The sequence below is a fragment of the Aeromonas rivuli genome (assembly GCF_020149575.1).
Lineage (GTDB): Bacteria > Pseudomonadota > Gammaproteobacteria > Enterobacterales > Aeromonadaceae > Aeromonas > Aeromonas rivuli.
In genome coordinates this window covers 1,294,573-1,320,954 of sequence record NZ_CP079742.1, presented here as the reverse complement: position 1 = coordinate 1,320,954, position 26,382 = coordinate 1,294,573, and the positions used below count along the sequence as shown (strand labels likewise).

Sequence of the window (26,382 nt, the reverse complement as noted above, 5' to 3'; positions counted from 1 at the left end):
GTTTGCGTAATGGCTGCTCAGCGCCAGGGGCTCTGCTGCCAGAGCCGCTCCAGCCCCTGCACCAGCCCCAGCGCCCCCTGCTGGCCCAGCTTCTGGGTCAGCGACTTGGGCTTTTGGAAGCAGAGTCCCACCAGATGCCGCTCTTGCGCACGGCGCAGCAGGTAGTCATCGCTGGTACAGAGCTCATCCACCAGCCCCAGCTCCTTGGCATGACCGGCGAGCCAGTGCTCCCCGGTGGTGACCTTGTCGATCTCCAGGGCCGGGCGATGGGCGGCCACGAAGCCTTTGAACTGCTCATGGATGGCCCCCAGCTCCTCGCGAAACTTCTCCCGACCCGGCTCATCGTTCTCGCCGAACATGGTGATGGTGCGCTTGTATTCGCCTGCGGTGTGCATCTCGAATTCAATGTCGTGCTTTTTCAGCAGCTTGTTGAAGTTGGGCATCTGAGCCACCACGCCGATGGAGCCGACGATGGCGAAGGGGGCCGCCAGTATCCGGTCAGCCACGCAGGCCATCATGTAGCCACCGCTGGCCGCCACCTTGTCGATGGCCACCGTCAGGGTGATCTGCTTGTCCCGCAGTCGCTGCAACTGGGAGGCGGCCAGGCCATAGCCATGCACCACACCGCCGCCGGATTCGAGACGCAGCAATACCTCATCCCCAGGCTGGGCGACCCCTATCACGGCGCTCACCTCTTCCCGCAGGGAGGCGACTTCTCTGGCATCCATGCTGCCATGAAAGTCCATCACGAACAGACGGCGCCGCTCATCCCCTTGCTTGCCACGCTGCTTGCTGCGCTCTTTTTGCTGTTTCTCGATCAGCTTGCGCTCCTGCTTGCCGGCAAGAGAGGTGCGCAACCTGTCCTGGGTCTGCTCCAGCTCGGCGGAGAGATCCCTTATCACCAGCTCACCCTTGCGGGACTTGGGGTGGCGCGCACTGACCAGCATCAGGATCAGGGCGCCGATGGCCAGCAAGAAGGTGAGTGTCTTGGCCAGAAACAGGCCATATTCGCTCAGAAATGCCACAGAGAACTCCGTTGAGAGTGAAAATTTTTCCCATTCTAGGGAGTTTGCCCAAAGGGCGCAAAGACTGTTGCCAGCCCCAAAGCAGGCCGCGGCTGGGGAGCCGTCTCCCGCCCTTGGCGCCGGGTGTGCCTCGGCCAGCGAGCCGGGTGAAACAGGACACAGAAACAGGACACAGAGCGCGCCATTGCCTGACGCCTTTGAATTATTTGCTGGCAAGCCCCTCGTTTTCTTCACATTTTTACCCCCGGACGCTGGTCAAACCGCCAAACGCCTCAGTACACTTGCCCGGATAATGCCAGCGCCTTGCTCGACAGCAATGATCGAGCGCACTGGCCAACCGCAGAGAATCAAAGGAGTTGTCATGCTCGATTATCAGGCCCCCGCCACCTTGCTCAACAACAAAGTCATCCTGGTGACGGGAGCTGGCGATGGCATTGGCCGTGAAGCGGCACTGACCTTCGCAGCCCATGGCGCCACCGTCATACTGCTCGGCCGCACCGTGGCCAAACTCGAAGCCGTCTATGACCAGATTGAAGCCGCCGGTCACCCCTTGCCCGCCATCGCCCCGGTCGATCTCAAGGGGGCCACCGCCAGCCACTACCGTGGCATGGCCGAGACCTTCGCGCAGCAGTTCGGGCGCCTCGATGGCGTCCTGTTCAATGCGGGCCTGCTCGGTACTCTGTCGCCCTTCGAGCATATCCAGGAGAAGGAGTGGGACGAGGTGATGCAGGTCAACGTCAAGTCCGAATTTCTGCTGACCCAGGCGCTGCTGCCGCTGGTGCGTCAGACCGCCAAGCAACATGGCGAGGCCTCCCTGCTGTTTACCTCCTCCGGTGTGGGCCGAAAGGGCCGCGCCTACTGGGGCACCTATGCCATCTCCAAGTTCGCGGTCGAAGGCATGATGGAGGTGCTGGCCGATGAGCTGGATAACACTGGGGTGCGGGTCAACAGCATCAATCCGGGGGGCACCCGCACCAAGATGCGGGCCAGCGCCTTCCCGGCCGAAGATGCCATGACGCTCAAGACGCCAGCCGATCTCATGCCCCTTTATCTCTACCTGATGGGGGCTGACAGCCAGGGCAAAACGGGCCAGACCTTCGTCGCCCAACCCAAATAACCAGAAAAAACAGGCCTGTCCCGCCAATGGCAGTTAGTGTTATTAGAGTCCGTTGATACGGGCTTGGTGCAGAATAACCAGCAGGTGAGTTATGTTTCGACCCAAGAGTACCTTCGAGCAGTGGCGCATCTTTCAGGCCGTGGTCGACTGTGGCGGCTACGCCCAGGCGGCCGAGGCACTGAACAAGAGCCAGTCCTCCCTCAACCATGCGGTAGCCAAGCTGCAGCAGAGTCTGGGGGTGGCGCTGCTGGAGGTACGTGGTCGCAAGGCGGTGCTGACGCCTGCGGGAGAGATCTTCCTCAAGCGCGCCCGCCAACTCAGCCTGCAGGTTGAAGACCTCGAAAACCTGGCCGACAACCTGGAGCGACAGTGGGAACCCCAGATCAACCTCTATGTCAGCACGCTGCAACCCAGGGAGCGACTCTATCGGGCGCTGGCCCGCTTCTATCCTCGCAGTAGGGGCTGCCGCATCAACCTCCATGAGCGGGTGCATTGCCACTTCAGTGCCTTGCAACTGGGGGACTTGATGATCTCGGAGCACCTGCCAAGCGATCGCACCGGCCTGCCCCTGGACGAGGTCACTCTGCTGCCCCTGTGCGCCCCCGGGCACCCCCTGGCCTGCGAACCAGCCCCCCTGCCCCTGGACAGACTGGCCAGCCATAACCAGATAGGTCTGCATCCCCCCATTCATCGCTCGGTGGACTGGAATGATGCCGAGGATACCGGCTGGAAGGTAACCCACTACCAGGAGGCGATCGCCCTGCTGCAACAAGGGCTCGGCTATGGTTGGCTGCCACGCCACCTGGCCAACTGCGCCCTGACCGATGGCAGCCTGGTACCGCTAACCCTGGAGGGTGGCAGCGAGCGCCATCTCTATACCTACCTGCTGACCATGAGCCCGGATGCCCTGGGCCCGGCCACCGAATTGCTGCTGCGTTGCCTGCGCGATGAGTACCAGCATCCGGATAAGCGCCCGGAGCGCTAAGGCCAAGACCCGGATCCACCGCCGGGGCCACCGTTACACGCCACTCTCCCTCCCCCTTGCCAGCCAATAAAAAACCCGCACAACGCGGGTCTTCTCTTCTATTCATGCCGCTGGCCACAGGCCAGACTCACTCAGGCATTGGGGACTCGCCAGCAGGCGACCAGGGCCAGCATGGCCAGGGTCAGCGCCACCATGAAGACACCGTGGAAGCTCCACAGCTCGGCGACGATGCCGGCGATGGCGCCCGCCAGTATGGAACCGGTGCGAATGCTGTTGGCGAACAGGGTGGTGGCGACCCCGGCCCGGCCCGGCATCAAGTCCTGGAAGTAGGACATGCCGATGCCGGCGATGATGCCGATGAAGATGGCATTGAACAGTTGCAGCGCGATCAGTGCCTGCTGGCTAGAGAGCGTCACCAGGCCGATGTAGAAACCGACCCCGGCCAGCACCGCCACCAGCATCATGGGCCGCTTGCCGAAGCGGCGGGTGTAGTAGCCCGCCAGCAGCATGAAGGGGATCTCCAGCGCCGCCGCTGTGCCCATCAAGATCCCGGCCAGCTTCTCATCCAGTCCAAGCTCGCGGGTGATGTAGAGCGGCATGTTGATGAGATACATGCTGTTGCAGGTCCACATCAGGGTCGAGGCGATGAACAGCGCCCGCACCGAAGGATCCCGCCAGCTGCTGACCCTGGGGGCAGTCTCATCTTTCACCGGCAGTGGCAGTGACGGCAGCCAGCGCCACACCACCAGACCACAAATGAGATAGGCCAGGGCGGAGGCGAGATACATCACCTCGAAGCCATAACCAATGGCCAAGGCGAACGCCATGGGCGGCCCTATCACCCAGGCCAGGGAGAACTGGGCCCGCATCACTGAGCTGAACATGTCGGCGCGCTTCTGCTGGCGATCCGCGTGCTCGCGCGCCAGGGCGAATAGCTGGGGGCTGGCGGTGGCCGCCAGACTGGCCAGCAGCACCCCGAGACTCACTAACAGCCAGTAGTTGCGGTTCCAGGCAAACAGCAGGGAGAGCACGATACCGGCGGCGCAGCAGCGCAGGATCAGGGTCTTGCGATCCCCCTGACTGTCGGATCTGTGGCCAAGCCATTGACTGACGAGGATGCCAACCAGGGCATTGACAGTGTAGAACAGGCCGACCAGGAAGGGACGAACCTGCACCTCCTCGGCCAGGAACAGGCTCAAGGTGGGCACCTGCAGGGCCACCGCAACCCCCGTCATGAAGGTGACGGCCAGAAACGACAACGAGACGGGATCCGGACGTTTGATGACCGCAGTCAAGGATTTCATAGGGCTATCACCGAATTGGAGGAAGGAGGTGCGAGTGCACTGCATGACGATGGCTATTTTATGACACTATCAAGAGCCAGCTCAAGGCTTGCGACTCCCCCACGGACACCGTACATTGAGAGGCCATGTCGCCAGGCGGCACTCCCCATGATGGCAAGCCAGTGGCAGCCAGGCCTCGCAGCTCAGTGGCCGGGGCCCCAGACCGGCAACCCCATGGCGACAAGACTATTTGGCTAAAAAAAGGATGGCAGATGTTTGATTTTGACAGGGAAATTGACCGCAGCGGCACCATGAGTCTTAAGTGGGACAAGTACAAGGGCCAGGACGTGCTGCCCATGTGGGTCGCGGATACCGACTTCGTCTCTCCTCCCAGCGTGCTGGCAGCACTGACCGAGCGGGCCGCCCACGGCATCTTTGGTTACTCGCGCCCCTCCCCTCGTCTGATTGAACTCATCATGGCTCGCCTGAGTGAGCGTTATGGCTGGCAGATAGAGGCCGAGTGGCTGGTATTCCTGCCCGGCGTGGTCCCTGGTCTCAATCTGGCCTGCAAGGCCTGGAGCCAGCACGGTCGCGGCATCATCACCCCCAAGCCGGTCTACTACCCCTTCTTGCAGGCACCAGGCTTCAATGACCGGCCCCTGCTGACCGTGCCCATGGTGGAGCAGGAGGGCCGCTGGCTGATCGATATCGAAGAGCTGGAGCGTCAGGCTCCCTCGGCAGATCTGCTGCTGCTCTGCAATCCGCAAAACCCGGGCGGTACCATCTTCACCCGCGAAGAGCTGGCCACCATCGATGCCATCGCCGAGCGCCACAACCTGGTGGTCTGCTCGGACGAGATCCACTGCGACCTGCTGCTGGACAAGGATGCCAGGCACATTCCCTATGGCGCCATCAGTGCTGAAGCCGCCCAGCGCAGCGCCGTCATGATGGCGCCGAGCAAGACCTTCAATATCGCCGGCCTCTGCTGCTCCTTCGCCGTGGTGCCCAATGCCCGGCTGCGCCTCAAGTTGCAACAGGCGATGCGCGGCATCAGTGCCGACGTCAACCTGCTCGGTTTCGTGGCGGCCGAAGCCGCCTATGAAGGAGGCGAGGCCTGGCTCCTGGCGCAGCTCGACTATCTGCGTGGCAACCTGGCGCTGATCGAGGCGGCCGTGGCCCGCTGGCCGGGGGTCAAGATGGCGCGCAATCAAGCGACTTACCTGGCCTGGATAGATGTGGGCGCCCTGGGCCTGGAGAATCCCATCGCCTTCTTCGAGCAGGCGGGGGTTGGTCTCTCCCCGGGAGCCCAGTTTGGTGACGGCGATTTCGTGCGCCTCAACTTTGGCTGCACCAGAGCACTGCTAACCAAGGCGCTGGCTCGCATGGAGCAAGCCATCCTCACACTGCCCAACTAAACCCGATGGGCCCAGTGGCCCATCCCCTTTTTCCTGATTGGTTATCTATGCGCCCACGAATATCTACCCTGCTCGCTCCCCTGTTTGCCTTGCTCTGCTGGGGAACAAACGCCCAGGCCGCTGACAGCTACCTCACCATCAGCACCGGGGCCCTCACCGGCGTCTATTACCCTGTCGGTGGCGCCCTCTGTCGCCTGTTCAACGAAGATAGCGCGTACAACAACCTGCACTGCAGTGTGCAGAGCACCAAGGGTTCACTCGCCAATCTGCGCGATCTGGCGAGTGGCAAGAGCCAACTCGCCCTGGTGCAATCCGATGTGCTCTATCACGCCGTGCATGGCACTGGCCCCTTCGCACAGCAGGGCCCAGATGCCTCACTGCGCACCCTCTACCGGCTTCATCGCGAGTCGGTCGCCCTGCTGGTCAGCGAGAAGAGCAGTATCAGCAGCCTGGGGGATCTGCTGGGTAAGCGGGTCGATCTCGGCAGTGCCAACGGGGGGGACAGGATCACCATCATGGCCCTCATTGAGGCCATGGGCTGGCAGAGCAAGGATTTCGGCACCGTGGCCGAACAGGGGCCCGATCGCCTGCAAGGTCTGTGTGATGGCACCCTGGATGCCGCCTTCGTGGTCGCGGGTCAACCGAGTCAGGTTATCTCGGACTTGACCGGCCGTTGCAAGGCACGGCTGGTTGCCATCGAGGATGCCAAAATCAATCAACTGATCGAGGGCTCAACCTATTACGAGCAGGGTCGCATCGCGGCCAACCTCTATCCGGGCCAGACACTCTCTCTACCCACCATCGCGGTGTACGCAGATCTGGTGGCCCTCGATACCTTGCCCGCCGAGACGGTACATCAACTGCGGCGGGTCATGGACGCGCGGCTCAAGCAGTTCACTCGCCTGCACCCGGCCCTGATCGCGCTCACCCAGGAGAGCATGATGGCGCCGACTCCGGCACCGCCCCATGCCGCCATGCTGGATGATGCCAATGCGCCCCCGGCAAGCGATGCCACACTGCCGAGCCTGATGCCAGCGTCACTGCAACCTGAGCTCTCATCGTCATCGGCCGACGCCACCACCCTGGTTTCCGGGGCTGTCTCGACCGAATCAACCCCGACCGAAGTGGATAATGCCGTCGAAGGTGCCGTAGAAGGTGCCGTCGAAGGATCCGCACCAGTGGCCATGGCAACAGGCACAGTCCCCGCCCCAGTCGAGACAGAGCAACCAGCCTCGGCCGCCAGCAACCCAGTGCCAGCTGGCCAGGAGCCCGCGGTGAGCGACGCCGTTCAGCCATCAGCGGCTCAGCCAGCCCCTTGAGTCTGCGGTCAGGCCCGCTGGGCGGATAACCGCACTACCCGATGAAACAACGGCCACCCCAGGGTGGCCGTTGTTATGTGGTGAGGATCCGCTCAGTCGCCATCCAGATGGGATGCATCGCGCCTGCCCATCTAAACCCATCGCCCCCCTGGCTGGCCCATCGACCGCTTATTCATCTCCTCCCCCTGTGCTCTCCTTGGCCTGTCCCTCCTTGGCCTGCTCACTCAAGGCCAACTCCAGCCCCAGATAGGGATGGGGCCGCTGTATCTCCTCCTCCACCCAGTGCAGCAGCTGTTTGATGGCCCGGGACAACACCTGATTCTGGCGTACCACATAGCCCAGGCTGGTACTGGGGAAATCGTGCAGCTCGCTGACCGGCGCCGTGAGCTTCAGCCGCGGGTGCAAGGAGAAGTCGGGCACTATGGCGACCCCGAACCCCGCCTCGGCCCAGTCGAGCTGGGCATCCACGCTGCCCACCTCCATGATGCGACAGGGTGGCAGCCCGAGCAGGGGCAAGGAGGGATCAATCAGCGCCCGGGTGCGGGTGTCGTGACCGAGCAAGATCAGGGTCGGCTCGTCGAGGGGATCGCTCTGCCCCGCCCTGACCCTGGCTTGCCAGCGGCTCAATCCCTGACCCAGGGCGCACCAGGTCACCTGTTGCAGCTCGGTATAGAACAGCGGTTCACTGCGCTTTTGCGCCATCACGAAGCCGAGATCCGCCCGCCCTGCCTTGACCAACTCGGCGGCCTGATCCGAGGTGGTGTTGAACAGGGTGAGATCGATGCCGGGGAAGGCTTGCTTGAAACGCTGAAATGGCTGGATCAGCAGCAGGCGCGAGATGATGTCGCTGGCGGCGATGGCCAGCTTGCCTTGGCTGAATTGCCCCAGGGCATTGAGATCGGCTTGGCAGAGTTGCAGCTCGGCAATGGCGCGCTCGGCGCTTTGCAGCAAGCGCTCCCCCGCCTGGGTGAGCCGAAAGGGACTGCGCTCGATCAACCTCACCCGGGTCGCCTGCTCCAGATTCTTGAGGTGCAGACTGACATTGGGTTGGGTCATGTGCAGTTCGGTCGCCGTCTGGCCAAAGTGCTGCAAGCGCGCCAGGGTGACGAAGGTATTGAGCCAGTGAATATCCAACATGGGGTCACTCTCGCCCGCGGCAGGCGCGCAGTGGCGCGTCATGGCGGGTCTTTGCCGATAAATTGGTCACAATTATATGACTTCCTTATCGGAATTATAAAGATAATTAATTTTTCTAATCCGCCCCAGGCTCCTAGGATGAACGCCTAACGTCTTAGGAGAAAGTCACATGTCGTCTATCGTAGTCGTAGGTGCTAACTGGGGTGATGAAGGCAAAGGCCGCATCGTCGATTATCTGGCAGGCCAATCCGCCGCCAGCATCCGTTTTCAGGGCGGCAACAACGCCGGCCACACCGTCGTCAACGACCTGGGCACCTTCAAGCTGCACCAGCTGCCGAGTGGCGTATTCAACCCCGATTGCCTGGTCGTGCTTGGCCCTGGCATGGTCATCAGCCCAGAGCCTTTGACCAAGGAATTGGCCGAAGTGAAGGCCGCCGGTGTCAATCCCAAGATGGCCATCTCTGACCGAGCCACCTTCTGCCTGCCGATCCACGCCCTGGAAGATACCCTGGAAGAACTCCGTCTGGGCGATGGCGCCTACGGCTCCACCCGTCAGGGCATTGCCCCGGCTTACGGTGATCGGGTCATGAAAAAAGCGATCCTGGTCGGCTGGCTGAAACAGCCGGAAGTACTGGTCGAACGCATCCAGTTCTTCCTCGACTGGAAACTGCCGCAGCTCAAGGCGCTCTACCCAAGCTTCGAATTCAGCCAGACCGCCCAGGAGATGGCCGACTGGCTGCTGGAAGTGTCCGCCCCCTGGATCGACGCCGTCTGCAACGTCAGCGAGCCGCTCAAGGCCATTCAGGCCCAGAACGGCACCCTGCTGTTCGAAGCCCAGCTGGGCGCAGGCCGTGACCTGATCTACGGTGAGTATCCCTGGGTGACCTCCTCCCACGTCTCCGGCGCCTACGCCGGGATCGGTGGCGGCCTGCCGGCCCTGCGCCCCGAGCGCGTGATTGCCGTGGCCAAGGCGTTCAGTACCTCTGTCGGTACCGGCACCCTGATCACCGCCATGGAGAACCAGGAAGAGTTCCGCAAGTTCGCCAACGAGTTCGGCGCCACCACCGGCCGTCCCCGTGACATCGGCTACTTCGATGCGGTCGCCACCAAGCAGGGTCTGGAGATCCAGGCCGCCAACGAGATCGCCCTGACCAAGCTGGACTGCCTCTCCGGCATGCCGGACTTGAAGATCTGCGTGGCCTACGAAGGCGCCAACACCGAGAACCCGATCTGGCCGCAGACCGCCGGTCTGAAGCCGGTGTACGAGTCCATGGAAGCCTGGAGCGAAGAGATCTCCCACATCCGCAAGTTCGAAGACCTGCCCAAGGCTGCCCAGCACTATGTGCTGCGCATCGAAGCCCTGCTGGGTGTGCCGGTGCCCATGGTCTCCGTCGGCCCGGGTCGCGAGCAGATGATACTGCGCTAAGCCGCCTCAGCGCCCTTGGCAAGATAAAAACCGACACCTCCGGGTGTCGGTTTTTTTATGTCTTCACCCCGGACTCCTCAGCGCCATCCCTTGAGAGCCCGCCATCACAAACTCGCTCAGACTCACAATGGTGCCTATGTACGCGGGATGGGATTGAGTCGTTCAGTGACACCGCCTTTCCCCTGCCTCAACAGACTGATGCCATCCTCCATCGAGGCAGGCCAGCTGATGGACCAGGCATTCAGCTTCAACGGTGTCGGCCGTGAGGAGAGAACCGCTCTCCCAGCCGCTTCACCGCCTGTAGCAAGCAGGCACTCGACCTGATCTGCGTACCTCTCCTTTCCCTGACCCGCGGCGGCACGTTAATCGTGGCTGGAGCACTGCCATCTTTAACCTCTGGTCATCACGCAACGCCGTTCACATCCCTATGCCTGACGTGGACCCGAGCAATGTGCAAGGACGAGTTGGCCCTGCTGGTACGGGAAGCCGTTGCCGCCCTCTGAGTCGCCCCTGTTTCAGCAACAGTTCAAAGCCCTGCTCCTCAGGGCTTTTTTTATGAGCGCCTCTGCGCTGGTGGTTGATGGCCGGATCTGGCCAGGAGCCTTGCGCGCCCATGACCTTGGCGTAACCAGGATGGACAGTATCGGGGTCAAGCATAAGGAAGAAGAGGCAAAGGGTTGCGCTGATATCCGATGGTCATCGGTGGCAAGAACATGCCAGTCACCCAGGATCCCCAACGCAACAAGGGGATCAGGGGCTCAGGGGCTGGTCAACAACAGCGTATGATTACTACCTCTTCCCCAAGGTCAGCATTGTGACCAACATCAAGCTAAGTCCATTAATCTGAAAGTGTGAACCACAGCCGATTATTGGCAGCTTTCATCGCCTTAGCAGGTGAAACGACGAAAATCAAACTAAGCAATTGAAATATATCTGTTTTTATAACAATCAAACCTCACTAAAAAACAACCCATATGACTCCTTATTTTTCCATTCTTTGAGATCGTGAACGGCGCCAAAGTAACGGGTCAATATGGAACTATTTTATTGATACGCGAAATATCAGTTAGATCTGTAAGTCATTACAATGATGTCAATGAGGGATGATTAGTTAACCATAGGTTGTGACGGCAAGAGACAGCTTCATCCCCCCTATACAACTGGTTTTTAATCGTGAGGTAGTGGTTATGGAAAAGAAACGGATTTACCTGTTTTGCTCTGCCGGGATGTCGACGTCACTGCTGGTCTCGAAGATGAAGGCCCAGGCTGAGAAATATGATGTGCCCGTGGAGATAGATGCCTACCCGGAAACCCTGGCAGCCGAGAAGGGGCAGGATGCGGATCTGGTGCTGCTGGGCCCGCAGATTGCCTACATGCTGTCTGAGATCCAGACCCTGTTGCCGGGCAAGCCGGTCGAAGTCATCGACTCCCTGCTCTATGGCAAGGTCGATGGGTTAGGGGTCCTCAAGGCCGCCGTCGCATCCATCAAGAAGAGCCTCACTCAGTAAGGAGAACACCGTGAGCACCATGATCGCATCCCTGGAAAAGGCCATATTGCCCATTGCCGTCAAGCTGGGTAAACAGCCTCATGTCAACGCCATCAAGAATGGCTTCATCAAACTGATGCCCCTGACCCTGGCCGGGGCCATGTTCGTCCTGATCAACAATGTCTTCCTGAGTTTTGGGGAGGGATCCTTCTTCTACTCCATGGGGGTGCGACTCGATCCCGCCACCATAGCCACCCTGGACGGCTTCAAGAGCATTGGCGGCAGCGTCTATAACGGCACCCTGGGGATCATGTCCCTGATGGCGCCCTTCTTCATCGGCCATGCCATGGCAGAAGAGCGCAAGGTTGATCCCCTCTCGGCCGGTCTGCTCTCGGTCGCCGCCTTCATGACGGTCACCCCCTTCAGCGTCGGTGAGGCCTATGCGGTCGGTGCCAACTGGCTGGGTGGCGCCAACATCATCTCCGGCATGATCATTGGTCTCGTCTCGGCCGAGATGTTTGCCTTCGTCATTCGCCGCAACTGGGTGATCCGACTGCCTGACAGCGTACCGACCTCGGTAGCGCGCTCCTTCTCGGCGCTGATCCCCGGCTTCATCATCCTCTCCATCATGGGGATAGTCGCCTACCTGCTCCAGACAGAGGGCACCAACTTCCACCAGATCATCATGGACACCATCTCCACCCCCCTGTCCAACATGGGTGGCCTGGTCGGCTGGGTCTATGTGCTCTTCTCCCCGCTGCTCTGGTTCTTCGGGGTCCATGGTTCTTTGGCGCTGTCTGCACTGGAGAACGGCATTCTGGTGCCCTTCACCCTGGAAAACGTCGCCCTCTATACCCAATACGGCTCCGTTGAAGCCGCCATCGCCGCCGGCAAGACCTTCCACGTCTGGACCAAGCCGATGCTCGACTCCTACATCTTCCTCGGCGGTACGGGTGCAACGTTAGGCCTCATCCTGGCGGTGTTCATGGTGTCGCGTCGCGATGACTACCGTCAGGTGGCCAAGCTGGGTCTGCCCGCCGGCATCTTCCAGATCAACGAGCCCATCCTGTTTGGTCTGCCGGTCATCATGAACCCTGTGTTGCTTATCCCCTTCGTGATGGTGCAACCGGTGCTGGCGACCATCACCCTGTTTGCCTACAACACCGGCTTTATCCCGCCCATCACCAACATGGCGCCCTGGACCATGCCAGCCGGATTGGGGGCCTTCTTCAACACCAACGGCAGCATAGCCGCAGCCCTGCTGGCGATATTCAACTTAGGGATAGCCACCCTGATGTATGTCCCCTTCGTGCTGATTGCCAACAAGGCCCAGGCCGTTATCGAGGAAGAACAGGAGAGCGAAGAGGATATCGCCCTGGCCCTGAAATTCTGATGACACTCCCGGGAGGAGCCTGACTCCTCCCTCTTCAAGCCGAAGGAGAAGATGATGATGTATCGCTTTGCGGATGATTTTTGGTGGGGCAGTGCCAGTTCGGCGCCCCAAGCGGAGGGAGCCTCCAGCCGAGATGGCAAGTCCGACAACATCTTCGATTACTGGCACACCCTTGAGCCGACGCGCTTCCATCAGGGCATAGGCCCGGCGCAAGCCTCGACCTTCTATGATCGTTTCGAGAGCGATATCGCACTGCTCAAGCAGCTCAATCACAACAGTTTTCGTACCTCCATCTCCTGGTCCCGGCTGATCCCGGACGGGACGGGCGAGGTCAATCAGCAGGCGGTCGCTTTCTACCATGCGGTCTTTGATCGCCTGCTGGCCGAGGGGATCACCCCCTTCATCAATCTCTACCACTTCGACATGCCGCTGTGCATGCAGGAGCAGGGCGGTTGGGAGAGCCGGGACGTGGTGGCGGCCTATGTGCGTTACGCCAGCATCTGTTTCGAGCTGTTTGGCTCGCGCATCCAGCACTGGTTTACCTTCAACGAACCCATAGTGCCGGTCGAGTGCGGCTATCTCGGCCACTTCCACTACCCCTGTGTGGTGGATTTTCGCCGCGCCGTCACTGTCGCCTATCACACCGCCCTGGCCCATGCCGGTGCGGTCAAGGCCTTTCGCGATGCCCATGCCAGTGGCGAGATTGGCATCATTCTCAACCTGAGCCCCACCTACCCCAGATCCGATTCGGCGGCAGACAGCCAGGCGGCGCGCTGGGCCGACTTGCTGCTCAACAAGAGTTTTCTCGATCCGGCCCTGAAGGGGAGCTATGACCCCGAGCTGGTCGCTCTGCTGCGCCAGCATGATTTACTGCCAGAGGTGGAAGCCGGTGACAAGGCGCTACTCAGTGCCGGGCGAGTGGATTGGCTAGGGATCAACTACTACCAGCCACGGCGAGTCAAGGCCAAGGAGCAGCCCTGCGCAGGGGCGCCGCACACCCCCGAAGATCTGTTCGATTTCTACCAGATGCCGGGTCGCAAGATGAACCCGCACCGGGGCTGGGAGATCTATGAGAAAGGGGTCTACGACATCCTCACCGAGCTGCGCCTTGGCTATGGCAACCCCCGTTGCTACATCTCGGAAAATGGCATGGGGGTCGAGGGGGAAGATCGCTTCATCGGGCCCGAAGGGCGGGTCGAGGATGACTACCGCATCGACTTCATTCGTGGTCACCTCGAGTGGCTGCATCGCGGCCTGCAAGAGGGCAGCGCCTGCTGCGGGTATCACCTCTGGACCTTCATCGATAACTGGTCCTGGCTCAATGCCTACAAGAATCGCTATGGCCTGGTCCGGCTGGATCTTGACAGCCAGACCCGCACCATCAAGAAGAGTGGCTATTGGTTCGCCGAGGTGGCACGCAATCATGGTTTCAATTAAGTGAGATTCAATTAAACCGCTTTCAATCAACTAGCCGTAATCAAGGGGATAAAGAGATGTTCGATATGGACCACATAGAGGCAGAGACCACGACGTGCGATGACATGGAAGAGGTGGTGATGGGGCTCATCATCAACTCGGGGCAGGCACGCAGCCTGGCCTACAGCGCCCTGAAGAAGGCCAAGGAGGGCGACATGGCCGCCGCCCGCCTGCTGATGACCCAATCCCGCGAGGCCCTCAACGCCGCCCACCTGGTGCAGACCCAGCTGATTGAGAGCGACCAGGGCGAGGGCAAGATCCCGGTCACCCTGGTGCTGGTGCATGCCCAGGATCACCTGATGACCTCCATGCTGGCGCGGGAGCTCATCAACGAACTCATCGACGTGCACGAAAAGCTGCTCGGCAAGTAACAGCGGCATCGGCCAGCCATAAGGGGCGAATAATGAGCGTCAAGACCATCCGGGAAAACGAGCTGTTCAACAACAGACCCTTCCACATGTTCATCTACAACAAGCAGGTGAGCGGAACCGGGTTGCATCAGCACGACTATTACGAGTTCACCCTGGTGTTGACCGGTCGTTACTATCAGGAGGTCAACGGCAAGCGGGTACTGCTCGAGCGCGGCGATCTGGTGTTCATTCCGCTGGGCTCATCCCATCAGAGCTTCTACGAGTTCGGCACCACCCGGATTTTCAACGTCGGGATCAGCCGCAGCTACTTTGACGAGCACTTCAAGTACCTGCTGCCGGAGCACTTCGTGGCGTCCCAGGCCTATCCGCTCAAGCATGAATTTCTGAGTTATATCGAGTCGGTGCTGGTCTCCCCCGGTTTTCGGGAAGAGGCGCTGACCGAATTTCTCGAAGGGGTGACCTATTCGGTGATGAACCGGCTGCGCCACCATAAGGACGCCTCGGCCAGCGAGGATCTGCCGCTCTGGCTCCATGAGGCGGTTGAGCGCATGCACGATCGCCCGCTGTTTGCCGAAGATGCCCTGGCCAATCTGATCCATCTCTCCGGCAAGAGCCAGGAGTACCTGACCCGTGCCACCCGGCGTTACTACAACAAGACGCCGATGCAGATCATCAACGAGATCCGGGTCAACTACGCCAAGATGCAGCTGGAAGTCACCAACGACTCCGTGGCCGACATTGCCTTCGAGACCGGCTACAACGATGTCAGCCTCTTTATCAAAAACTTCAAGAAGCTGACCTCCTTCACCCCGGGCAGTTACCGCAAATATCTCTATCCGAAATTTGAGACCCCAGTCTGAGATGGGCTAACCATATTTTTATTTAAAAACAGCGCGTTGCAAAACAGCTGTCCCAGATTGACCGGCCCCTGTCACAGGTGGCTGCGGCCCACTGCACCCCAGATGCAGGGCGGCCCCTTATTCAACCCAATTTGAAAATGATGAAAGAGGTGTTTATGAACAAGACGCTTAAAGTGGTCACCATAGGTGGCGGAAGCAGCTACACCCCGGAGCTGGTCGATGGCTTCATCAAGCGCTACGCCGAGCTGCCCATCGACGAGCTGTGGCTGGTCGATGTCCCCGAAGGCCAGGGGAAACTGGACATCATTTTCGACCTCTGCCAGCGCATGATCAGCAAAGCCGGCATCCCCATGACGCTGCACAAGACCCTGGATCGCCGCGCCGCCCTGCAAGGTGCCAGCTTCGTCACCACCCAGCTGCGGGTCGGCCAGCTGCAAGCCCGGGAAAAAGATGAGCGCATTCCCCTCAGCCACGGCCTGCTGGGTCAGGAGACCAATGGCGCGGGCGGCCTGTTCAAGGGGCTGCGCACCATCCCCGTCATCTTCGACATCATCAGGGACGTCGAGGAGATCTGCCCGGATGCCTGGCTCATCAACTTCACCAATCCGGCCGGCATGGTGACCGAAGCCGTGCATCGCCACACCCAGTTCCGCCGCTTCATCGGGGTGTGCAACATTCCGGTCGGCATGCAGATGTTTGTGCGCGACGCCCTCAAGGTCAGCGCAGAGGACGCCCTCTCCATCGACATCTTCGGCCTCAATCACCTGGTGTTCATCGGCGACGTGCTGGTCAATGGGGTATCGCGCTTCGATGAACTGCTTGAGGGAGTGATAGACGGCAGCCTCACCAGCTCCAGCTCGGTCAAGAACATCTTCGATCTGCCCTTCGATGCGAGCCTGATGCGCGGACTGCGCCTGCTGCCCTGCTCCTACCTGCGTTACTACTTCAAAGAGAAAGAGATGCTGGGGATCGAGATGGGCGAATTCTACAAGGGCGGCGCCCGGGCCCAGGTGGTACAAAAAGTGGAGAAGACGCTGTTTGAGCTCTACCAGAACCCTGAGCTCAACGAGAAGCCCAAGGAGCTGGAGCTGCGCGGCGGCGCCTACTACTCGGATGCGGCCTGCGAGGTGATCAGCGCCATCCATAACGACAAGCGCAGCGAACAGTATGTGATAATTCCCCACCATGGCCATGTCACCAACATTCCGGCCGACTGGACCGTCGAGATGACTTGCCTGGTGGGCCGTGATGGTGCCATTCCCCACCCGCGCCTCACCCGCTTCGACGACAAGGTCAACGGGCTCATTCACCTCATCAAGAGCTTCGAGATTGCCGCCTCCCAGGCTGCCTTGAGCGGCTCCTTCGATGACTTGCTGCTGGCCATGAACCTCAATCCGTTGATCCACTCGGACAACGAGGCAAAAATCGTTGCCCAGGAGCTGCTGCTGGCCCACCGCGAGCACCTGCCCAAGTTTGCCGCCGCCATTGCGGATCTCGCCTGAGAACACTGGGCCCCGTTGATCATCGGCGGGGCAATACAGGAGATAGAGATGCATAAAAGATTGATTATCAACGCCGACGACTTTGGTCTCTGCCCTGCCCAGAGCTACGGCATAGTGGAAGCCTTCGAGCATGGGGTGGTCAGCTCGACCACCGCCATGGTCAACTCCCCGGCCATAGAACACGCGGCCTGGCTGGCCAAACGCTTCCCGGACTTGCCCATCGGACTGCACTTCGTGCTCAGTTGGGGCAAGCCGCTCTCTCCTCTCTCCTGCCTGGTCAATGCCAAGGGCGAGCTGGACAAGAGCATCTGGCAAAAAAACGAGCAGGGTCTGCTGGTCGCAAGGGAAATCATGGAAGAGTTAAGGCAGCAGTTCGACCGTTTCGTCACCCTGTTTGGCCGCTCGCCCAGCCACATCGACAGCCATCACCATGTGCATATGCTGCCGAGCCTCTATCCCCTGGTGGAAGCCTTCGCCCACCAGCAGGGCATTGCGATGCGCATCGATCGGGAGGAGGTGCGCCGTCACGGCCTGACCGTCAACCATGAGCTCAGTTGCCAGCGTTTTGACAGCCGCTTCTATGGTGAATCACTCACCCGGGAGCTGTTGCTGCAACTGCTGGATGACGCCAATGAACAAGGGGTCAACTCCCTGGAGATCATGTGCCACCCTGCCTTTATCGATCTCGAGGTGCAGCGCAGCACTTATCACCAACCCAGGCTCACCGAGCTTGCCATCCTCACCGACCCGGCCCTGCCAGCCCTCATCGCCGAGCGAGGCTATCGCCTGTGCAGTTATCGAGATTGGTCATCGCAATAATGGCTGACCACCCAAGTACAAAAACATCCAATGCAAAAAGGCCACCCCTTGGGTGGCCTTTTTGACTTCAATAAATGGCGGAGGAGGTGCCCGCCGCAATCAAGTCCAACTAACTCCACACCAATCCAGTAAGCCATTTACTATCAGTATGTTAGAAACAAATACTGTCCAATCTATCCCAATCACATATTACCACTGCGCACACGCGGTGGCATACTGAGTGGCACATTCAATTCTCAAGGAGGTTACCCGATGGCAATCCTCACCGATACCAAAGCTCGTAGCATCAAGCCTGAAGATAAACCCCTTGCTCATGGTGGTGTCACCGGGTTGACGCTACACCCTTCTACTGCCAAGGGTAGAGGCAAGTGGGTATTCCGCTATGTCAGCCCACTGACGAAGAAACGGCGTAACGCAGGTCTCGGCACTTATCCAGAGATCTCCATCGCTGACGCAGCTCGAGACGCACAGGCAATGCGGGAACAGCTGGCGAATAATCTGGATCCGCTAGAGGTCCGGCTGCAGGAGCAGAACAAGCCGAAAATCCCGACGTTGGAAGCATCTGCCAGATTGGTCTACGAAAGCTTGTTACCAGGTTGGAAGAACCCCAAACACGGTAAACAATGGATCACCACATTGGAGCAATATGCCTTTCCTACCATTGGCGCTATCTCCATTGATGCGATAACTCCAGCTCATATCGCTTCAGTCCTGCAACCGATATGGCTGACGATCCCGGAAACGGCAAGCCGTGTTAAGCAACGCCTACACGCAGTAATGGCTTGGGCATGGGCTCACGGCTATACCTCTGCAAACCCGGTGGATGTGGTGAGTCACTTACTACCGGCCCAACCCAGCAAATCAGTGAGGGTTGAACACCAGCCAGCTATGCCCTGGCGTGATATACCTGCTTTTGTTCAGCAACATCTGAGAACAGCACAACGATACGATGTAACCCGCTCGATGTTGGAGTTCTTGATCCTGACAGCTTGCCGCTCTGGTGAAGTCAGAGCCATGAAATGGTCTGAGGTGAACTTGGAGGAAAAAATCTGGACTCTGCCTTCTGAGCGTATGAAGGCCAAACAGCAACACCGTGTTCCGTTATCTCTTCGTGCCGTCGAAATCCTGATGGGATTACAGGGATTGCATGATGAGCTGGTATTCCCTTCCCCCAGGGATCAAGTGCCGCTCTCGGACACTGTGCTGACGATGTTTCTGAGAAGAGCTAAAGCGGAGAGTTGTACTCCTGGTCGAATGGCAACTGCTCATGGCTTTCGTTCGAGCTTTCGAGATTGGTGTAGTGAACAAGGTTATTCAAGAGACCTCGCTGAACGAGCGTTAGCCCATACCGTGCAAAACAAGGTAGAAGCTGCGTACCACCGTACTGACCTGCTGGACCTGCGGCGTCCAATGATGAATACGTGGGCTGAGTTTGTATCCGGCAATTTGCCAACGGAATAAGAAGAAGGCGGCCAGATGGCCGCTTCCTTCTATGTTCTTTTTTTGTTTTTCCAAGCAGTAGATGACAGATTTCCAAACCAATGTCCCGAGAGCGCCAGAGTATTACGTTCTGATATCGGTGAACTGAACTCGCAAGACTTTTGGGCGACACAGTTTGTCGCCCCGATAAGGACAATAACTGCAAGAGTGGAGTCTCTTATAAAAGATACATTTGTAATGACCGGAACATGCGTAGTTCTACAGAAAGACTAGGCCTTCTATCGCGAATATAATGGCCCCAAACGAGATGCCAAGAACAGTCTTGGCCATTAAGGTAGTTGCTATGTCTCAAACAAAAGACACGCTGTTGCGCCATTTTGCATTACTGCGGCTGATTCCCACCGAGCCACAGCGTATTGCTACAACGACACTTTTGGAAAAGCTCCAAGATAAAGGTTTTACTGTGACGCTGCGCTCCGTTCAGCGAGATTTGAACAGTTTATCAATCCCCTTCTCGCTACAGTGCGATGACAGTGAGCTTCCCTTTCGCTGGAGTTTCACACGCGACGCGCCGCTGAAATTGGAGGACATGGATACCCCAACAGCTCTGGCGCTTTACTTCTCCGAAAGGCATCTGACCACTTTGCTCCCACAAGCAGTGCTGGACCAGCTAGCCCCTCAATTCAGGCGCGCCCGAAACTTTTTAGGCGTTCTTGGTAAAAACGACTTAGCGGATTGGGCAAAGAGGGTCAGAGCGGTTCCTAGTGGTAAAGTCTTGATTCCTGCCGACATTGTACCGCAGGTCTGGAAAGATGTTTCAACCGGCTTGTTGGAACACCGAATACTGGAAGTGGCTTACCAGAGCCGTAGCAAAAATGAGCTCAAGCATTTCCGTCTGCATCCTGCCGGGCTGGTGTCACGACATGCCATTAGTTATCTGGTGGCATCGGTGGATGGCTACGACGATCTTCGACAGTTTGCCCTGCATCGCATATGTGAGATCCGGGTGCTAGATAAAGCTGCAGATTTGCACGCCACATTCGACGTCGATGACTATATCGACACTGGAATTTTCAGCCATCGACAAACCAATGTACAGACCGAATTGATTGCTGACGTACACCCACAGATTGCCATCCTGCTCAGCGAGACTCCGCTTAGCACAGTTCAGAGCCTCAGCGATCTCCCCAACCAGACCTGGAAGCGGTTGCACGCACAGGTAACGCTGGATCGAGAGACCTTGTGGTGGATTTTTGGGCTCAACGACAACATTCGGATCTATTCGCCTCAGGTTTGGGTTGATGAAATACGGCAGAAGTTGAACAACTTACGAACTCTTTACTCAGAACCGGGTCACCAGCCTCACTCGTGACCATGTACCGATCGACCTCTGTATTTCGATGATTAGGGATAGTGTTATGAACAACGAACGTAAAAGAGCATTGAACAATTCAATCAGCCTCTGCCCGATCTGGCCTGCGAAAGCATCAGAGCAGATCGGCAACATGCTGCACGAGATCAATCAAGCGAACGCTATTATCGACAAAATTGCCGGAACAGCACAGAACAGCGCGATAAAGGGCGGATTCGCGGCCGAGACCTGGCACGCCGAATCGTTTAACTTAGACGCCATCCTTAAAGACAAAGACGTTCGGGCCTTCACCGACAACTTCACCAATACGCCTCTCACCAAAAACCATACGACCCACGATATCGTTGTGATGAAAGGCGATGAACAATTGCTCGGGGCCCAGCTGAAATACTTCAAAGATGGCGAGGCAACCCAAAAGGCATTCAGGTCCACCAAAGATGGTACCCATCAATATCAGGACAGCGATGCTTTTATCGGCCCGGCAGATCAGATCGAGCAGATCAAGGACGCAGCAGAACGCGACATGCTGCGAAACCAGCAAACTCGTCCAGATGTATCCAAAGCTGCTGAAAGGGTACGTGAAAAGACTACAGCTAATCTTGACGTAGATGGAACTCAATCGATCCCACTAAGCAAGCGGGATGCCGAGCATTTAGGTAGCGGGAATAAGACCGGTAAGGAGCTGCATGAAAACATGCAGAACGGTTTCCTGAATAAGTCTACTGTCCAGCAAAGCCTGCGCGCAGCAAAATCAGCAGCGGTGATAACCACTGTTATCGCTGGCAGTATCAACACCTTCCAGTCGATAAAACGTGTACGAGACGGGGAGATCACTGCGGAACAAGCCACTTTCCAAATTCTGCAAGATACAGCTATCGCAGCTGGAGATAGTGCGTTGAAAGCGGGTGTCGCCACTGCGGCGGTCAGCATGACTGCACGGAAATTGCCTGCAATGTTTGCAGGTACTGCCTTCAAACGAACTTTCGCCAACAACGGCGTGGCTACTGCTGCAGTGTGTGCGGTGGATGTGGTTCAGAACCTAGTGCTGTTCGCGGCTGGCAAGATCACCCGCGAAGAACTCGAAACCCGTTCTGGGCACAACCTGTTGCAGTCCGGTGCAGCCGTTGTCGGCAGCTCGGTGGGCGCTGCAGTAGGTGCTCTCGGCGGACCGATTGGCGCATTGGTCGGCGGCATCATCGGTGGTCTGATCACCACGATGGCCATGAGCATCGCCATCGACAATCACATTGAGAAAAACTTCCGCCTGACTCTGGAAGCCACCGAGCTTGTGGCAAGCAACGCAATGATTATGCATGACTCTCTGGAATATCTGCAAATGTCGCAGTCTTTCTATGCCGAGTTCCACAAGGGGTTATATCTGTCCGAACGTCACTTTGCAGGCCAAGTTCAGACCATGGCAACCCAAAGCACACAATTAAAGAACCTGATCGATAATCTTTAAGGGATATTTTCAATGAACGAAACGATCGAAACAGCACCTCAGAACATGTTCGAACAACCTCTGAATGCCTCGGAACAGGAAGCTGTCGAGGCTCTTGTCGCCCTGCATCGAAACAATGCAGCACTGACCCAGCAACTGGCGGTGGACGCTTCACGGCTAATCACGTGCAGCGATGAGCGCCTGAAAGAACAAGCAGAGAGCGGATTCTTCAAACGATTTGCAGGCGCGCTCAGTGGTAAGAACCGCCAGAATCAGTTGCAGAACCAAGTCGACGCGCTACACATGCAAAAGTTCGCTTGGCACTATCTTAAACAGCTGCAGCAGCAGAATCTAATCAACGCCCAGAGCATTGCAGTGATCCGCAATAATCTGGGCACGATGAACGAGTACATTATCGAAACTCGTGAATTCCTCTTCCAGGCGGTCGACAAGATCAACCGACGCCTCATCCGGGTTGAGAACAACACCAACTTTCACCAATGGGCGCTGAATATCGAAGCGAACAAGCGCCGATTCAAGTCGATGCCCAAGGCGCTGCTAGTGCTGAACCTAGCGTATGATTTTATGCGCAGTCACCCCGGCGTAATGCTAACCACGCAGGACATCAATCATCTGATCGTCACACTGGAAAAGTTGGATGTGGATTGCGACGAAGAAGTCGAGTTGTTGAGTTTCATCATCGAATTGATCGACCAGATCGAAGCCAGCAACATCGAACGCTATCGTTCCGTCATCGAGCTGTCGTTTGAAGAACACGTTGCCGATTCGCACTTCATCCAGCAAAACATTTCGGGTCTGGCGTTCAATTCGCTGTATTACCTCTCCGACGAGTATGAACGTATCACCGACATGATCTCGGACGGTGAACTCTGTGATAGTGACGAGAAACGCAGACGCATCATTTCCAAATTCTTCGGCAAGGAGTTTTCCGGTCTTAACAAGCAGTACAAGGTGCGCAACCTGATCGAGGAAATCATCGGCGGTAGTCTGCTGACCTTGGAGATTTACAAGGATCAGAACGGGCTGAGCGGCCTGCCTGATGAAGTCGCCGAGAATGCAAACAGCGAACCGGTTGCACTGGTGTCGTCATTGCCGGACATCCACTCCCACACCTTCTTCGACAGCACAGACGATCTTGACGCTCGATACAACTACCTATTGTTACTCGCTCTGAGCATCGAAAACTCAGCGTCATTGAACAGACAAGGCCGAGAGTTTCTCGAGTTACTGGCGCACAAAGCCGGGTGTCCACAGATACTCGCTGAAATCTCAGCACTGGCGGATAACCCTCGTAAAGTGCAGAACTACCTGCCGACCCTAGAAGAGCTGCTCAATGGGGACAACAAGACCTACACTTGGCTACTCGATGCATTTTACTTGGTGACACTGTGCCAGAAACCAATCGAGGCCCCTCATATACTGCGTATCTTAAATGCGCTCAAGCCTGCACGGTTCAAGGAACAATTCCCTCGAGTACTGACGATGCTCAACGAAAAGGACGAGGAGAACATACTTGCCGCAGCCGAGAAGCTGCAGCAGCAAACACACGGCTGGAAGAACATCATACGCTACCGCGAGTTGCGCTTCGAAAGAGCGTTTTCCGAAACAAATATCCAGCTGCAGAATATCCGTTTAAGCGCAGCGACGCTTTCGCAAGACCTGACCGACTTGTATTTTAAAGCCTCGGATTATTCGGACTTTATGGGGGCGTGGGATGATGATTCGCGCCTGTTGAAGGCCGTCAGCAAAGTGGGAGGAACGGCCTATGCTGTTGCCCGCCGCTCCAGCCTCTCCTCGCTTAATGAGATGCGCAAAAAGATCCGTGAGTTTATCTCTAAGCATTCAAGCACTTTGAACCATGGAAATAGTGTGCTAACGCGCTGGGGCCTACCTTCTATTACATTCAAGGACGAGCTCGGCTATGCCGATTTCGAGCTGGACAACTCTGTTAATAACGAAGACTGGTACACTCAGTTCAGTCACGTTGTACGCCAGTTGGACAACACACTGAAGTCCTTCACCGATGCCTGTAGCGATGTAGCAGAACAGCTATCTCTATTCAAGGAAGGTCGATTCGACGAATCTGTGGTTGAACTCAAGACAAAAGAGTACGCCGCACGGCTAGACCAGCAACAGCAGGAAAAACTAGCCAAGCAATCGATCACCATCGAAAAAGATGGCCGTGATCATCTGTTCAGCATCGAGTGGAGCTTGGTAGAACACCCGCCCTGCGACCCAGAGAAAATTCAGTACATCAAGACAGACGGTACCACCTGGCTGATCGTCGACAATGATCATCGGGTCTATCGCAGCCTTGATCGTGAGCACTGGCACACCGTGCACCTCAGCGCCTCCGAAGATTCGCCGTATATCAGAAAATTGGATTTCGTGAACGGGATATGGATCGCCATGGCGGGCTACTGTGACGGTTTCTATTACTCCAGTGATGCACAGAACTGGAAACAAAGTCACTTCCCAGACGTACCTGGCTATCACTTTACCCGCACCGAAGATGTCGTCTATTTCAACGGCCTGTGGCTCTGGCGCTTCAAGGAAGACAAGGAGTACTCCTACATTGAAAAAGGCATAATCTTCGATTCAACCAAGACCAGCCGCTACGTCAAGATAGCCGTATTCTGTACTGAGAACCTCGATAATCAATGGCAACGCTGGGAGGACACACCGAGCTTTTCTGAGGGGGTCGTGGTGGAGAGCCTCCAGCCATTGCCGGGCGGAAATACCTTGCTCGCATTCTGCAAGTACGACTACCTCTATACGTCGTTTAAAAAGAAGAACAACGCATCCTCATTCGTCAGCTACTTTATCCCTGGAAAAGGCTGGCGAACCTGCACCTGCACCTGGACCAGTGACGACGACAACTACGATTCGCCGCTCATCACACGTATGGGCGAGACCCAGTTGTGTTTCTATTCTGGCTGTGTCATGACGTCCGACAAAAATGGCTACGAATGGAAGGTTCAGTCCCAGGATATCCGCATCAATGACTGCGCCCATCTGCAGGATGTGAGTCTGTTTACGACGCGTTGGGGCCGCGAAACGCTCTACGTAAGTCAGACAGGAGAGTCCTTTACAGAGTTGGTGCTCGAAGAAGGCACTTGGCAGCACATTGCAGCCAACAAGCAAGGTGTGTTGTGCGTCTACTCGCCAAACAAGCATGAAACCTTCTTGCGTGTTGGCAATTACATTAGCCATCCGAAAGTTTAATACAGGTCGGTGGGGCATCGTCGATGCCCCATTTACTTTCTACCTGATATCTCATTTGAATTGCAGTCGTTAGAACGATCAATCTGACAAGCTATCAGCATGACTTTATTTAAATGAGGAATTCATCCAACTGGCGACCTTGCTCGAGCTGCTCAGCCAGGAATTTGGGCGTGCGACCCTGACCGGTCCAAGTTTTCTCTACACCATTCTCGACATAACGGTACTTCGGGGGACGAGGAACCCGCTTGGCTTTAACCGCACTGGTAGATGTGGAAGGAGCACTACCGACCAACTCAGCCGGGTCAATCCCCGCCTGCACCAACATCGCCTGGAACTCAGCCAGCTTTTTCTCACGCTCAGTCAGCTTGGTTTGGCCGTGTCGTAGCGAACTAGACACTCCCTTTCTTTGTTCACCTTTACCAAAGGTGCGGATTTTCTTGCCATCTGATAGCGTTGTGTCTGCATATGCCAGGATATCTTGAATAAATAAATCGTTAATGTCGCCCAGTACTTTTTGTTTATTATCGTCTGCTAGTAAACTCACGTTGCTACGCGTACCTCGATATGAGAATACATCTCCATTTTTAACCTTTCCCCTCCACATCTCACCAATTGATTCCATGACATCGCAATGCTTACTCCAACCTGATTTCAAAAATAAAATCACATGAATGTAATACCCCCTAACGGAGCAGTAATCTATTTTCCATATATACCCATCAACATGTCTCATTACGGGGTTCTTAGCCCCATTTCTAAATATCGCATTTCTGCCATCTCGTAGTGTCGTTAGTCTATAGTTTTTTATCTGAACGGCCGTATTAAACCTATCCATGAGACACCTTTCAAAATTAGTATCATGCTCATCATCAAGGGGGCAATTGAAGCCCAAACAAAATCGTATCGCATGAGAGCTACCGTTAGACATGATTGAACTAGCATGCCTCATGGCAGAATTGATGTTTTCTTGCACATTAAACAACCTTTTACTGGTTGCTTTTTTATAAGCTGGCTGGTCAAAAATCAAGTTAAACTCATTAACAAAGGCAGTAATTAAATCCATCGAAAAATAACTTTCGAAATCGTCTTTGTTGGTTGTGTCTATTTTATTGGCATTCGTTGTTAGGATGAAAAGTGGCACTGCAGGATGCACATTGAAATTTTTCAGAAAATCCTCATAACTTGAAAACGACTTCATACCTCTTTTTAAAAGGCTCCTTACTTTTTCCTTTGCAATCTTCTTTTGCTCCTTAGTGAATACACGCCAT

19 protein-coding genes and 1 pseudogene are annotated in these 26,382 nt (G+C 56.8%); 16 read left to right on the top strand and 4 right to left on the bottom strand.

What is annotated here, in order from left to right; all coding sequences use genetic code 11:
• Positions 1-17: 17 nt before the first annotated feature.
• Entirely contained in the window at positions 18-1,025 is a 1,008-nt protein-coding gene (gene sohB / locus KYK33_RS06330) for a protease SohB (RefSeq protein ID WP_042041486.1), read from the bottom strand.
• Between the two features lie 361 nt (positions 1,026-1,386).
• Between sohB and KYK33_RS06325 the strand changes: the two genes are divergently transcribed.
• Both KYK33_RS06325 and KYK33_RS06320 read left to right on the top strand, forming a co-directional pair.
• Positions 1,387-2,142, top strand: a complete 756-nt coding sequence (locus tag KYK33_RS06325; protein ID WP_224432419.1) for a YciK family oxidoreductase — start codon at positions 1,387-1,389, stop codon at positions 2,140-2,142.
• A gap of 91 nt (positions 2,143-2,233) precedes the next feature.
• Entirely contained in the window at positions 2,234-3,127 is an 894-nt protein-coding gene (locus tag KYK33_RS06320; RefSeq protein WP_224432418.1) for a LysR family transcriptional regulator, read from the top strand.
• A gap of 131 nt (positions 3,128-3,258) precedes the next feature.
• Here KYK33_RS06320 and KYK33_RS06315 read toward each other — a convergent pair whose 3' ends face one another.
• Complete coding sequence (locus tag KYK33_RS06315; RefSeq protein WP_224432417.1) at positions 3,259-4,431, bottom strand: MFS transporter; 1,173 nt, start codon at positions 4,429-4,431, stop codon at positions 3,259-3,261.
• A gap of 251 nt (positions 4,432-4,682) precedes the next feature.
• Here KYK33_RS06315 and KYK33_RS06310 point away from each other — a divergent pair, with 251 nt between their 5' ends.
• Together KYK33_RS06310 and KYK33_RS06305 are read left to right on the top strand one after the other, a co-directional pair.
• Complete coding sequence (locus KYK33_RS06310; RefSeq protein ID WP_224432416.1) at positions 4,683-5,825, top strand: MalY/PatB family protein; 1,143 nt, start codon at positions 4,683-4,685, stop codon at positions 5,823-5,825.
• A gap of 47 nt (positions 5,826-5,872) precedes the next feature.
• Positions 5,873-7,144, top strand: a complete 1,272-nt coding sequence (locus tag KYK33_RS06305; RefSeq protein ID WP_224432415.1) for a TAXI family TRAP transporter solute-binding subunit — start codon at positions 5,873-5,875, stop codon at positions 7,142-7,144.
• A 168-nt stretch (positions 7,145-7,312) separates the two neighbouring features.
• Here the strand turns inward: KYK33_RS06305 and KYK33_RS06300 are convergent, their stop codons facing one another.
• Entirely contained in the window at positions 7,313-8,281 is a 969-nt protein-coding gene (locus KYK33_RS06300) for a LysR family transcriptional regulator (RefSeq protein ID WP_224432961.1), read from the bottom strand.
• Between the two features lie 169 nt (positions 8,282-8,450).
• Between KYK33_RS06300 and KYK33_RS06295 the strand changes: the two genes are divergently transcribed.
• The 12 genes from KYK33_RS06295 to KYK33_RS06240 all read left to right on the top strand — a co-directional run bounded on the left by KYK33_RS06295 (position 8,451) and on the right by KYK33_RS06240 (position 25,114).
• On the top strand, positions 8,451-9,707 hold the full coding sequence (locus tag KYK33_RS06295) for an adenylosuccinate synthetase (protein WP_224432414.1): 1,257 nt from the start codon (positions 8,451-8,453) through the stop codon (positions 9,705-9,707).
• A 1,187-nt stretch (positions 9,708-10,894) separates the two neighbouring features.
• Entirely contained in the window at positions 10,895-11,215 is a 321-nt protein-coding gene (locus tag KYK33_RS06290) for a PTS sugar transporter subunit IIB (RefSeq protein ID WP_224432413.1), read from the top strand.
• A gap of 19 nt (positions 11,216-11,234) precedes the next feature.
• Positions 11,235-12,587 (top strand): PTS N,N'-diacetylchitobiose transporter subunit IIC, encoded by a 1,353-nt coding sequence (gene chbC / locus KYK33_RS06285; protein ID WP_224432960.1) that lies wholly within the window; start codon positions 11,235-11,237, stop codon positions 12,585-12,587.
• Positions 12,588-12,641: 54 nt separating this feature from the next.
• The gene (locus tag KYK33_RS06280) at positions 12,642-14,024 is read left to right on the top strand and encodes a glycoside hydrolase family 1 protein (protein ID WP_318010419.1); all 1,383 of its coding nucleotides are present in this window, start codon (positions 12,642-12,644) and stop codon (positions 14,022-14,024) included.
• Positions 14,025-14,080: 56 nt separating this feature from the next.
• The gene (gene chbA, locus KYK33_RS06275) at positions 14,081-14,434 is read left to right on the top strand and encodes a PTS N,N'-diacetylchitobiose transporter subunit IIA (RefSeq protein ID WP_224432412.1); all 354 of its coding nucleotides are present in this window, start codon (positions 14,081-14,083) and stop codon (positions 14,432-14,434) included.
• A 32-nt stretch (positions 14,435-14,466) separates the two neighbouring features.
• Positions 14,467-15,294, top strand: coding sequence for a transcriptional regulator ChbR (chbR, locus tag KYK33_RS06270; protein WP_224432411.1), 828 nt, complete (start codon positions 14,467-14,469; stop codon positions 15,292-15,294).
• A gap of 155 nt (positions 15,295-15,449) precedes the next feature.
• Complete coding sequence (locus tag KYK33_RS06265; RefSeq protein ID WP_224432410.1) at positions 15,450-16,796, top strand: 6-phospho-beta-glucosidase; 1,347 nt, start codon at positions 15,450-15,452, stop codon at positions 16,794-16,796.
• Between the two features lie 48 nt (positions 16,797-16,844).
• A complete protein-coding gene (gene chbG / locus KYK33_RS06260) occupies positions 16,845-17,615 on the top strand; it encodes a chitin disaccharide deacetylase (RefSeq protein WP_224432409.1) in 771 nt (256 codons plus the stop codon).
• 252 nt (positions 17,616-17,867) lie between these two features.
• The gene (locus KYK33_RS06255) at positions 17,868-19,076 is read left to right on the top strand and encodes a tyrosine-type recombinase/integrase (RefSeq protein ID WP_224432408.1); all 1,209 of its coding nucleotides are present in this window, start codon (positions 17,868-17,870) and stop codon (positions 19,074-19,076) included.
• Positions 19,077-19,398: 322 nt separating this feature from the next.
• Positions 19,399-20,427 (top strand): helix-turn-helix transcriptional regulator, encoded by a 1,029-nt coding sequence (locus tag KYK33_RS06250; protein ID WP_224432407.1) that lies wholly within the window; start codon positions 19,399-19,401, stop codon positions 20,425-20,427.
• A 46-nt stretch (positions 20,428-20,473) separates the two neighbouring features.
• The gene (locus tag KYK33_RS06245) at positions 20,474-21,889 is read left to right on the top strand and encodes a hypothetical protein (RefSeq protein WP_224432406.1); all 1,416 of its coding nucleotides are present in this window, start codon (positions 20,474-20,476) and stop codon (positions 21,887-21,889) included.
• A gap of 12 nt (positions 21,890-21,901) precedes the next feature.
• On the top strand, positions 21,902-25,114 hold the full coding sequence (locus KYK33_RS06240; RefSeq protein ID WP_224432405.1) for a hypothetical protein: 3,213 nt from the start codon (positions 21,902-21,904) through the stop codon (positions 25,112-25,114).
• A gap of 109 nt (positions 25,115-25,223) precedes the next feature.
• On the opposite strand, the pseudogene KYK33_RS20230 reads toward KYK33_RS06240, so the two are convergent.
• A pseudogene (locus KYK33_RS20230) lies at positions 25,224-25,466 on the bottom strand (H-NS histone family protein); the annotation flags it as partial.
• Positions 25,467-26,382: the final 916 nt, after the last annotated feature.

What these genes read in the sequence shown, in the direction of transcription:
- chbC (WP_224432960.1), top strand. Translation starts at nt 11,235, where the DNA reads ATGATCGCATCCCTGGAAAAGGCCATATTGCCCATTGCCGTCAAGCTG.
- KYK33_RS06255 (WP_224432408.1), top strand. Translation starts at nt 17,868, where the DNA reads ATGGCAATCCTCACCGATACCAAAGCTCGTAGCATCAAGCCTGAAGAT.
- KYK33_RS06300 (WP_224432961.1), bottom strand. Translation starts at nt 8,281, where the DNA reads ATGTTGGATATTCACTGGCTCAATACCTTCGTCACCCTGGCGCGCTTG.
- KYK33_RS06320 (WP_224432418.1), top strand. Translation starts at nt 2,234, where the DNA reads ATGTTTCGACCCAAGAGTACCTTCGAGCAGTGGCGCATCTTTCAGGCC.
- chbR (WP_224432411.1), top strand. Translation starts at nt 14,467, where the DNA reads ATGAGCGTCAAGACCATCCGGGAAAACGAGCTGTTCAACAACAGACCC.
- KYK33_RS06315 (WP_224432417.1), bottom strand. Translation starts at nt 4,431, where the DNA reads ATGAAATCCTTGACTGCGGTCATCAAACGTCCGGATCCCGTCTCGTTG.
- KYK33_RS06310 (WP_224432416.1), top strand. Translation starts at nt 4,683, where the DNA reads ATGTTTGATTTTGACAGGGAAATTGACCGCAGCGGCACCATGAGTCTT.
- chbG (WP_224432409.1), top strand. Translation starts at nt 16,845, where the DNA reads ATGCATAAAAGATTGATTATCAACGCCGACGACTTTGGTCTCTGCCCT.
- KYK33_RS06250 (WP_224432407.1), top strand. Translation starts at nt 19,399, where the DNA reads ATGTCTCAAACAAAAGACACGCTGTTGCGCCATTTTGCATTACTGCGG.
- KYK33_RS06265 (WP_224432410.1), top strand. Translation starts at nt 15,450, where the DNA reads ATGAACAAGACGCTTAAAGTGGTCACCATAGGTGGCGGAAGCAGCTAC.
- KYK33_RS06295 (WP_224432414.1), top strand. Translation starts at nt 8,451, where the DNA reads ATGTCGTCTATCGTAGTCGTAGGTGCTAACTGGGGTGATGAAGGCAAA.
- chbA (WP_224432412.1), top strand. Translation starts at nt 14,081, where the DNA reads ATGTTCGATATGGACCACATAGAGGCAGAGACCACGACGTGCGATGAC.
- KYK33_RS06325 (WP_224432419.1), top strand. Translation starts at nt 1,387, where the DNA reads ATGCTCGATTATCAGGCCCCCGCCACCTTGCTCAACAACAAAGTCATC.
- KYK33_RS06280 (WP_318010419.1), top strand. Translation starts at nt 12,642, where the DNA reads ATGATGTATCGCTTTGCGGATGATTTTTGGTGGGGCAGTGCCAGTTCG.
- KYK33_RS06245 (WP_224432406.1), top strand. Translation starts at nt 20,474, where the DNA reads ATGAACAACGAACGTAAAAGAGCATTGAACAATTCAATCAGCCTCTGC.
- KYK33_RS06290 (WP_224432413.1), top strand. Translation starts at nt 10,895, where the DNA reads ATGGAAAAGAAACGGATTTACCTGTTTTGCTCTGCCGGGATGTCGACG.
- KYK33_RS06305 (WP_224432415.1), top strand. Translation starts at nt 5,873, where the DNA reads ATGCGCCCACGAATATCTACCCTGCTCGCTCCCCTGTTTGCCTTGCTC.
- KYK33_RS06240 (WP_224432405.1), top strand. Translation starts at nt 21,902, where the DNA reads ATGAACGAAACGATCGAAACAGCACCTCAGAACATGTTCGAACAACCT.